Raw genomic sequence first — 9,744 nt, 5'->3', positions numbered from 1 at the left:
CTTCGCCACGGACGCCTGGCCTACCCCGAGCTGCCGGGCGAGCTGGGTCTGGGTGAGATCCGCCGCCCGGCGGATCGCGGACAGTCCCCCACGGGCGTAGTAGGCAAGCTTGGCGCCACGGCCGGCTTGCGCCGCCCCTGCGCAATCGCTGCCACCAGCCGGTCCCGCGCGGTCTCGTCGTCGACACCGAACAGGTCCACCGACACGATCTGACGCAACAACCCTGGCCGGTCACAGTCCTCGACCCGCACCACCAGCAGCAATCGTCGCGCGCCCGCCGGATCGGCCGCCCACACCGCCTGCCACTCCTCCGTGGCAAACGCCGACCTCAGATAGGCGGCCGACAACACCACCACCGTGCGCCGATCACCAGCCAGTGCTTTCTGCATCTCACCGACGAAATGCGAGCCCGGCCCGAAATCCCACGCCTGAATCAGCGCCTCATGCCCGGCCGCCTCCAACGTCCACGCGACCCATTCCGCCCACCGGACGTCGACACCCGTATACGACACGAAGAAACGCTGCGGCGCCTCGATGGATCCCCCGTCGGCCATATCAGCAGCATCCCACTCCCAAGCCCGCCACCTGCCGACGACTCCCATGATCACCCATAAGAGGCCCGGACGTTCTCCCCGTAGTGTGACGGCACCGCCATCCGAGGCACGAAGCTCTGATCATCCGCCGGCCGCCACAGCAGCCGTGCTACCGACGTACGTGCCGTCCGGGAGGACGCCGAGTGATCGTGGTCGACACTAGTGGCCGCCGCCGGAAGTTCGCCCTTTCACGATCTGCATCAGTCGGGCAGCTGCGTGGGCGAGGGGGATGACCTCCTGCTCGATCCGGCGGAATGGGGTGGGGCCCGCGGTTGCGATGGTGTTGTACGCGGTGGCCTCGGCTTCGGTCAGGTGCGGCAGGGCCGTCGGTGACGGCTGGATGGGACGGCCCGCTTGGTCATGGTTAATGCCGTGGCGGGCGTAGCGGTGCAGGTCTGTGGCGTCCATGAGGATGGAGGTGACGGGCTTCGCTGGCGCGCCGTCTGGGAAGGGCTCGGCTAGCGCGGCGCGAAACTGGTCGAGGATCGCGTACCCGTCGGCGTCGATGTCGCCCCAGTAGACGACGTGGTCCGCGGTGCGGATCCAGGGAACGTTCGCCAGCAGGGCGGCTGCGGCTTTGCCGCCGCCCTCGACGACGATGGTGTCCCTGACTGACGGGAACCAGAGGCGGGAGTCGCGGTTCTCGACAACGAGGACCACGCCTGGCCGGTAGGCGATGTCGTGCGTGTCACCGGTGGTCCAGGCGTCGTGCCTGCGGCGGCCCGACGCGGCGTGGTCAGGATCGACATACGTCAGGTGCATGACGGCCAGCCGGGGCCTGACCTCGTCTCGGACATCGCGGCCCGCGACGTCGCGCAGCAGCGCGCCGTGGGTGTCAAGCCATTTGGTGTGCATACCGGGGACCGGGAGCTGCCGCAGCGTCCAGGCGCCAGCATCGGGGTGCTGGTGTAGCCAGGTCACGGCACTGAGCAGTACCTCCACGTCGTTGGCCTGGAGGCGGTAGACGGCCCGAAGCGTCGCCGGGGTGAGGATCGCGTCGGCGGACCGCAGCGCTGACGCGAGCGCACGGGCACGGCTGATGTCCACGGCCGGTGGCGCGGCGCTGGTACGGGCGTCGGTGACGAGCGTGACGCCACCGTCCATGTCCGCATGGAGCATGGCAGGGAAATCGCCAGCGACTCCTCGGATGGTCACCGCTTTGCGAACGAGTTCCACGCCGGTAGGCAGTCGTTCGGAGAACTCGCGCCACCGCATGTGCCACTCGTACCAGGCGGCGTATCCGAGCCGCTCGACAGCCTTGCCCGTCGACACACCGGGGCGGAGCGGAACGGAGAACACGACGTGGTCGCCGACGCCATGCTCCGCGCACACGGCTTCCGCCCACTTCTGATCGAGCTTTCGGCGGACGGCAGCGGCTGCGTCCGTCGGGGTGACGAGCGCGCTCATGCGTCCGGAACACCGACCAGGGGCTTCGCCCAGGATCGGCCCTGGGCATTCTTGAGGATCAGGTACTCGGCGTCCACGTGCGGCTCGATCGCGCTGTGCTTGTCGTTGGGAGCGCCGATGACGAGCTGGAAACCGAGGCCGCGCCACGCGCCGATAGCCCGACCAGTGAAGTGCGCGTCCGCTTTGATCAGCGCCTCGTCGAGGAAAACGGGGGCGTAGCGGGGGCGGTCGGCGCCGGCATCGCCCAGCTGGTACCGCAGCGCGGCCCCGACGATGAACGCGACGAGCTCCTGCGACTCACCCCCGGACTTCTCGCCGATGTGGTCGTACACGGCGACGTGCCCACCGTCGAGATCGTGTTTCTCGGCGCTGATCCGAACATGGTTTCGTACATCGACAAGGTCGGCGAAGTCGGGTGCGGTGCGCCGGATGCGGTTGATCACCTTGGCCATCCGATGATAGGCGCGGTCCCGGTCGGCCTCCGTTGCCGCCTGGTCGAGGAAAGCGCGGACGTCACGCAGGTCCTTGCGGAACCGGGCGCGCACCGTGGAATGGCTCTCCTGCGGGTCGATGCGCAGCCGGTGCCTGTCATCGGCGAACGGTAGTCCGGCGAGGATGCGGTTGACCGGATCGATCCGGTCGCGGATCTCCCGTACCGCGGCGGCGAGCTCGCTGTCCAGGCCGGTCAGGTCATTGCCGGACAGGGTGAGCAGGCTGTCCCGCCACTCGGCCTCCAGCTCGTGCAGTCCGCTGGTCTCCAGGTCGGCGAGCAGACGCTCGAAGTCGCGGTAGGAGTCCTCCGCGTCGGTGCCGAGGTTCGGGTTGGGCCAGCGCTCGACGAATGTCGAGAACGTGTCGTGCAGGGCTTTCTTCGACCGGCTGATCGTCTCCGTCGCGGCCTGCTGGCCGGTACGGAGCCGCTCACTGGCTCGTTTCACCGCCCCGTCGAACTCCGCGAGCGCCTCCGCCGGGGCGGTGCCCTCCGGTCCGCTGTCGAACAGAGTCTCCAGGTACGCCTGCTGCTCCTGGCTGACCTCGGCGCCTGCCGCGGCGGCCGAGTCGAGTGCCAGCTGGGCGCGGCCGACCTCGTCGGCCATCGACCGCTGGGACTCACCGAGTACCGTTACGTCCCGCTTCTGCTGGCCGGCCTGCTCGGTCAGTGCGCGAGCCCGTTCCTTCAGGCCATCCAGTTGACGTTGCAACTGGTCAATCCGCGGATTGCCGGCGCGGACCTCCTCGACGACGCGGTTCCAACGGTCTCGTTCCGCCTGGGCTGACTCGACGTCCACCTGGTCCCAGGACAACTCGATCATGATCTGGTAGGTCGTACGCCGGGCCTCGAACGAGTTGAGGTTCTCCTCCGCCTCCGATACCCGGGCGCCAGCGGCGTCGAGGCGCTTCTGGGCAGAGGCGATCCGGTTCTCGAGGTCGGCCAGCAGCCTGTCGTTGGTGAAACCGAGCACGTTGGCCCGGCCGTGACCGCCGTGCGCGCCCCGGCCGCGTTCCGCTGTCTGGCCGGTGATGGTGAGCGCCTTGGCGTGTCGCGCCAGCAGTTTGGGCGTCTCGACGCAGACGAAGTCGAACCGGCGGGCGAGCTCGTTCTTCAGCCAGGCGGTGAACGGCGACGGCCGGTAGTCGAGCCGGCCGGGAAGCGTCGTCGGGTCCAGCGCGACCTCGTCGCGCAGACCGGTAGGCACGCCCTCGAACTGGACCCGCCGGGCGGTCGGCACCGCGTTGATCGCTTCGCGGAACGAGTTCAGCCTGCCAATGTCGATCAACATCCGGGTGGCGAACCCGCCGAGCGCCAGGTTGAACGCCTCACGCCACGGCTCGAACTCCGTTCGCACCTCGACCAGCTCGCCGACGAACGGCAGGTCCTCCGGGGTGAGCCCGGCGGCGTCGGCCAATGCCGCGCGAGCCGCGTGCAGCTCAGACGGGATGTTGCCCCGGCGGGCCTTGACCGCTTCGTGCTCTGTTTGCCACCCGGCCCACTCGCCTTCGGCTGCCTTCTTCTCCGTCATCGCGTCGGCGAACAGCTCCTGGGCCGTTTTCCTGGCGTCGGTGTCGGCCAGGAAGCGGTGCGCCGTCTCGACCAGTGCGGCGAAGTCCTCCCCGGTGGACACGGTAGCGTCGATGGCGCGGAGCGTTTGGTCCAGTCGCTTCCATGAGCGTGTGACGTCACTCAGCCGCTGCTCCGCGCCCCGGATCTCCCGCAGCGCGGTGGTCAGGCGGTCACCACCGGAGGCACGAAGCGTCTCAGTCACGCCGTCGCGCTGCGCCTCGGCCGCCTCGACCAGGGCGATGGTCCCCGACAGTTCCTCCTGGGCTCGGCGGTGCCGCTCGGCCAGGTCCTCCTCGGCTGCGCGCAGCAGGTCGAGCCGGCGTTCATGACGCCACAACGCGGCCGGGGACGACGCACCGGTGAACGATCCGACCTCGTCGAGCAGGTGCAACCGGTCCACCGCCTCGTCGATGGCGCGCCGATGTCCGCGGATCGGTCCCAACGCCTTCACCTGCTGCCGGGCGATGATCATCCTGTCCCGGGTGCCGGACAACTCGTCGAACTGCTGTACCACCGCGTCCGCGGTGGCCAGCGTGGACGGCTCCTCGAGGACCATCGTCTTGTAGAGAGCGTCGACGGTGGTGATCTGCTGACCGGCCTGGATCCGGCCCAGCAGCGCGACCGCCTTGTGCCCATCGCCCGCGGCACCGATACCGAGCGTGGTGTGAAGACGCGCGGTGAAGTCCCGGTCAGTGTCGAAGCAGTTCAGGCCGGTTGCCGTGACGTCAGCGCGGGCGAGTTTCTTGCCTGCCGCTCCTTCCAGCGCCCGCAGCTCGTATCCATGATCGCAGGTGGCGCGTACCGCGACGACGTCGTCCAGGCCGCGGGCGGACGACGGGACATACCAAGCCCGGAGCGCGGTGAACCTGACGCCGGTGTGGTCGGCCCACGTCATCGCGATGGCCGACCAGGTGTCGCGGCCGTCCCCGCGCAGCACCTGCGACTTCGTCTCGCCGTCGGTCCGAGACTCGTCGAGCTTGCCGCGCGCATAGGACAGGATGTTGCGCTGGTCCTTTCCCCGCGGCCTGCCGACCACCCCTCCGTTGGAGGCCCCGTTGAAGGGAGTCGTGTGCGGCATGAGCAACGCGATGTAGGAGTCCATCAGCGTCGACTTGCCCGACCCGGAACCTCCGCTGAGCAGAGTCGCGCCGGGTGCGAGTCGCAGGTGGTGGTACCCGTCATAGCCGCCCCAGTTGACCAGTTGCAGGTCCCGCGCCACCCACTGCTGCCCCCGCGACGCCGCCGGGATCAATCCGAACAGCGTTTCGAGCATGTTCACGCCGTGGCCTCGTTCCGTCCGCGCAACCATTGCTCCAGTTCGGCGAGCTTCGCGGTACTCAGCACGACTTCCACCATGGGGGTGATCCGGTACCGGCCCGCGGACTCCTCCGTGAGCAGGCCTTCGGTGACCAGCCGCTGCACCGCGCCGCGGACCTCCTGCTGGTTGCGGGCCAGGTTGTGATCGTTCGGATTGAAGTAGGTCAGCACGGTCTGCTCGAGCTCCTCGATGTCCACCCGCGCGGACGCCTCGCCCGTGCCGCGTTCGCGTTGGAAGACAGTCCGCAGATGCACCAGCACCAACGTCTCGGCCCGGCTGTAGGGGTCGTCCTTGAGCAGGATCGGCACGTCCAGTTCCGCCGAGCGCACCTGCTGCTTGTAGGCGACGCCCCGGTCGTGGTCGACCACGAGCCGCACGAACAGGTCGTGCAGTCGCGACTCGAGGATCTGCTGGTTCTCCAGCAGCGTGCGCCACTGCGCCGGGCTCCTCTCGGCCAGCACGAACTTGCGCCGCAACAACTGCACCAGCACCCGCCGTACGTCCGCGTCCAGGGTGCCCGCGTCGCCAGCGAACAACTCGGCTGGATCGTCCTCCATCGAGACCGGGTTGATGAACCCGGCCGCCGTGTCTGCCGGCCAGCCGTCGTCAGCGCGGTCCGGTTCAGTCATCGTCGCCGCTCCCGTCGCCGCTCCCGTCGCCGCTCCCGTCGCCGCTCCCGCCAGCGCGCGCCGGGTTCGCAGCCACCACGCCGCCGAGGGCGAACCGTCGCCGGGTCCGGTCGGGGCGGACCGCGTCGACCACCGCGACCTGGTCCGTCTCAGTCATCCCGGCATCGTGGGCGATCTCCAGCAAGCCGAGCAGGTCGACCGGCCGCTGGATACCCTCGGCCGCCGCGCGGAACGCCGCCGCGACATCCACGCTCTCCGCGTCGCCCGCGAACGCCGCCACGTGCGCGCGCAGCTCGGCGTACCGGGGCCCACCCCATGCCCGGGTGTCCGCGGCCGGTATGTCCTCGGACGCATCCCATTCGCGCAACGGCGCGGGCGGCTGTGGTGGCCGCGGATCGCTCATGCGCTGCCGCAGGTGCCCGACGTCGGCCACTGGCAGGCGGCGGAGCGGCTCGACGGCCTCGCCGCGGCGTGAGCCGGGAACCCACGTGTGGAAACCAGACATCACCTCCCTCAGCAAGTCGTCCACCTGGCGGTCTCGCATCGGATCGTGGTTGCGGACCTGCGTGGTGATCACATGGGATGCCTGCCTTTGCGCGGTCAGCACCTCCTTGACGCCTTGCTCGATCCGGCGCGCGATCTCGGTAAGCTCCCGCCGCTGCCGCTCGGGCAGCAGCTCGGTGAACGGGTGCTGCAGCACCGTGCGCAGCTGGCTCCACAGGTCATTGATCTGCGTCGGGTCGCCGATCAGACGCAACGCTCCCGCGAACGCACGGCCTTCCGGCGTCGCGTCCAGGATCCGCTGGCCGCGGGCCAGGTACTCGCGGAGCACCTCACCAGTCGGCCGCACGTCGTGCCGCAGCTCAGCGACGACGTCGCGTTGAATGATCTTGATGGACTCCGCCACGCGGGCGAAGTCCGCGGGAAGCTCCCGCGCCAGGTGCAGCACGTTCTCGGCCGCCTCAAGCAGCTGCTCGTCCTCGACGGTCTCGACGGCGCCTTCCTCTTCGAGCCGAACGAGCTCCTCCTGACGTTGCCGGATCTCCTCCTGGAGGCGCGCGATCCGGGCCATGACGTCCGGATCGGCATCCTGCGCAAGCCGCTCGATCGCCTCCAACAGTGTCCTGACCCGGGACTCCGACACCCTCGTCCGCACCCCCCCGACCCGTCCGGCTACCTCGAGCGCACCAACGCCGTATGCGGACAGCCGATACACCTCGACGTCATCATCGGACACCTGCCGCACCAACCATCCCGCCTGCACCCACTGCCTGCACAGCTCCCGCGCGTTCCCAGCGGGCAGCGGCTGGTTGTCCTCATCGCCATAGCCCGCGGCCCGTAACTGGTCAAGGGCGTTGTTGATCTCCGCGTGCGAGTCCGCCACCGCCACCATCGGCCGCTCCGCGGTGAAGACCATCGCCAGCACCGTCACCACGAACGGCGCGTGCGTTTGATGGAGCAGGGTGAGCATCGGATTCTGGAACGCCCGGAGCGCCCCCTGGTATGCACCTTCTACACCTTGTGTGCCCATCGCCACATAGCGTACGACACACGTACGACATGGTTTGGACTGATCCCGTTTGCGCTTGCGTGGGCCCTGTCGGAGCCTCTTACTCAGCCAGGCGTTTGTCACGTCGGGTGGTGGCCTGCTCAGCAGGCAACGCACCGGCGCTCCAAGGGTCGACCAGCTCCAGACCCAGACCGGTGAAGTCGTTGGTGTTGCGGGTGGCCAGCACGGCGTCGTGGGACCGACAGATGGCCGCGATCTGGGCATCGAAGCCGCTGATCGGAGCCCCGGCTCTTTCCCGCTCGACCACCACATCGGCGTAGTGGCGGCCCGCCGCGGCATCGAAGGACAGGACTTTATCCCGGAATACCGTAAAGATGTCGTCGGCCGCCGCCAGCAGCAGCTCGCGGCGACGACCGATCGGCAGTCGGATGATGCCGTAACGCACCTCAGCCAGGCTTACCGAGGTCGTGTTCAGGGCGGTAGCCGGCTGGTTGGTCACCCAGGCCACGACGCGGGCGGCTGGTGCCGTGCGCATGAGCTCAGAGATGACGTTGGTATCGAGAACGATCAGTGTCAAGGGTGGTACCCGGTCACGTGAACAGGTCCGCCGCGCGCGGTGCCTGTGTACGCGTTGGCAGTTGGAGATCGACGCCACCAAGCGCGCCGAACCGGGTGAGCAGAGCCTGAGCGAGACCAGTGGCGTCCTCGGGCTCGCTGACCGCCGCGGTGAGGATCGCGCGGATCTCGGCTTCCATCGAACGGCCGTGGTGCGCCGCCCGTACGCGCAGCCGCTCCCGCACGCCGTCGTCGAGATCCCGAATGCTGACAGCCGCCATCTGGATCACCTCCTGATAGCAATGCTAGCGCAAATGGGCGCAGGCGACACCGCCGGCACGCACGGCCACTTTCCGAAGTCATGCAACGATTTTCTGTCACCGCCACGCCGCAACCCACCCAGAGCAGGAAGGAATGGAGCGATCCCGGTTCCGCGGTCGCCGACAAGGGCCACGGTCGTCATCTGACAAGACCCGCCTGATTCCTCCGGCTCGACACATGCTGATAATCGTTGAGATCGTTCGGGAGGGAGCGGAGGGCTGATGACCGGGAATGCGCTTTAGAGCGCCCGGCAATAGGGGCGTGGATCAAGGAGCGGGGTTGGGGTGCGTGCATCGCGAGGCGGCGGAGGGAGTCACCCTGGTGTTGGGTGGCGACCGACGACAACGCGGTGAGGTGCGTGCCCCAGCCCCGCGACGCCGCGTCCCTATTGCCGGGCGCTCTTAGAGCGCCCGGGTCCCTCGGGGACTTGATGGGGCTCCGCACGTTCACATGGCGGGCTGCGCGGTCAGGTAGGCATAGTGGCGCCGCCATGCGGCGAACAGATTATGGAAGAAGGGGAATCCGTCCGCGAGAGGAATGATCGATTCGACGGTCTCGGCGTAGTACGTGCGCTGTTTGGCCGGGCGGGGGTGAGTGTGCAGGCGCTGGGTGGTGCTGTACCGGTCGGCGAGTTTGACGGCGATCGCGTCGGGAGGCGCGGCGGCCAGCCGGTCGAGATAGGCCTGGCGTGCCTGCTGCGCGGTCTGCCCGGTCGCGGGTTCTGGTTTGGTCAGGTGCTCCACCAGTTCGGCGACGGCCGGTCCGAACTGTTCGGTGACCTCGCTCAGGGAACATGGGGTGTCCTCGACGACGTCGTGCAGCAGCGCGGCGGCGAGGGGCATGGCTCGGCGTTCGCCGGTGCCGACAAGCAGCACTTCCAGCGCTTCGAGCAGATGTGTGGGGTAGGGCTCGCCGGCCGGTCGGCGTTGGTCGCCATGCCAGGACTCGGCGAACCGGTAGGCCCGTCGCAGTACCGAGGCGTCGTCCGGGCCGAGGGTGCTGGACACGGTGGGTTCGGCGTCGGCCCAGGTCCGCCAGGATGCGAAGATCCGAATTCCGCCAGCTGGTTGATCGTGAGTCATCGGCGCTCTCCCAGGACGAGACGAAGGGCCCGCGTCCGGCCCTGGTGTGTGATCGGGACTGTGCGGGCGCCCCAGGCCCGCGAACCGGTGGTCACCGTGACATGGCGGCCGGCTTTGGCCGATCCGCTGTCATGCCGGCATTGACCCACTAATGTCGATGCGTCACCATCGGCGTTCGTTCTCGTATGTATTTCCGTTGCCGATGGTAACGTCATCTTTGGCGTTGGCCACAGCGTGCTGGGGGTTGTTTTGCCGGACTGGCGCGAC

General features: G+C 68.5%; 8 protein-coding genes. All 8 read right to left on the bottom strand.

Translation table 11 applies throughout. From position 1 onward, the window contains the following. Nucleotides 1-20: 20 nt before the first annotated feature. Nucleotides 21-554: a toll/interleukin-1 receptor domain-containing protein gene (locus MJ783_RS13065; protein ID WP_239310699.1), complete on the bottom strand. Its 534-nt coding sequence runs from the start codon at nt 552-554 to the stop codon at nt 21-23. 198 nt (nt 555-752) lie between these two features. Next, nucleotides 753-2,000, bottom strand: coding sequence for a Wadjet anti-phage system protein JetD domain-containing protein (locus MJ783_RS13060; protein ID WP_239310698.1), 1,248 nt, complete (start codon nt 1,998-2,000; stop codon nt 753-755). Next, a complete protein-coding gene (locus MJ783_RS13055) occupies nt 1,997-5,341 on the bottom strand; it encodes an ATP-binding protein (protein ID WP_370651616.1) in 3,345 nt (1,114 codons plus the stop codon). The genes MJ783_RS13060 and MJ783_RS13055 overlap by 4 nt, the downstream gene beginning before the upstream one ends. Continuing rightward, complete coding sequence (locus MJ783_RS13050; RefSeq protein WP_239310697.1) at nt 5,338-6,009, bottom strand: DUF4194 domain-containing protein; 672 nt, start codon at nt 6,007-6,009, stop codon at nt 5,338-5,340. Before MJ783_RS13050 ends, MJ783_RS13055 begins: the two co-directional genes overlap by 4 nt. Continuing rightward, a complete protein-coding gene (locus MJ783_RS13045; RefSeq protein WP_239310696.1) occupies nt 6,002-7,540 on the bottom strand; it encodes a DUF3375 domain-containing protein in 1,539 nt (512 codons plus the stop codon). The genes MJ783_RS13050 and MJ783_RS13045 overlap by 8 nt, the downstream gene beginning before the upstream one ends. 79 nt (nt 7,541-7,619) lie before the next feature. Beyond that, nucleotides 7,620-8,096 (bottom strand): type II toxin-antitoxin system VapC family toxin, encoded by a 477-nt coding sequence (locus tag MJ783_RS13040; protein WP_239310695.1) that lies wholly within the window; start codon nt 8,094-8,096, stop codon nt 7,620-7,622. A gap of 13 nt (nt 8,097-8,109) precedes the next feature. Continuing rightward, complete coding sequence (locus MJ783_RS13035) at nt 8,110-8,355, bottom strand: Arc family DNA-binding protein (RefSeq protein ID WP_239310694.1); 246 nt, start codon at nt 8,353-8,355, stop codon at nt 8,110-8,112. Nucleotides 8,356-8,841: 486 nt separating this feature from the next. After that, complete coding sequence (locus tag MJ783_RS13030) at nt 8,842-9,477, bottom strand: HD domain-containing protein (protein WP_239310693.1); 636 nt, start codon at nt 9,475-9,477, stop codon at nt 8,842-8,844. Nucleotides 9,478-9,744: the final 267 nt, after the last annotated feature.

The organism is Protofrankia sp. Cj3 (assembly GCF_917627355.1).
GTDB lineage: Bacteria > Actinomycetota > Actinomycetes > Frankiales > Frankiaceae > Protofrankia.
The sequence above is the reverse complement of the archived record's forward strand: the minus strand, read 5'-3'. Positions and strand labels throughout refer to the sequence as shown.

What these genes read in the sequence shown, in the direction of transcription:
- MJ783_RS13030 (WP_239310693.1), bottom strand. Translation starts at nt 9,477, where the DNA reads ATGACTCACGATCAACCAGCTGGCGGAATTCGGATCTTCGCATCCTGG.
- MJ783_RS13045 (WP_239310696.1), bottom strand. Translation starts at nt 7,540, where the DNA reads ATGGGCACACAAGGTGTAGAAGGTGCATACCAGGGGGCGCTCCGGGCG.
- MJ783_RS13050 (WP_239310697.1), bottom strand. Translation starts at nt 6,009, where the DNA reads ATGACTGAACCGGACCGCGCTGACGACGGCTGGCCGGCAGACACGGCG.
- MJ783_RS13065 (WP_239310699.1), bottom strand. Translation starts at nt 554, where the DNA reads ATGGCCGACGGGGGATCCATCGAGGCGCCGCAGCGTTTCTTCGTGTCG.
- MJ783_RS13035 (WP_239310694.1), bottom strand. Translation starts at nt 8,355, where the DNA reads ATGGCGGCTGTCAGCATTCGGGATCTCGACGACGGCGTGCGGGAGCGG.
- MJ783_RS13060 (WP_239310698.1), bottom strand. Translation starts at nt 2,000, where the DNA reads ATGAGCGCGCTCGTCACCCCGACGGACGCAGCCGCTGCCGTCCGCCGA.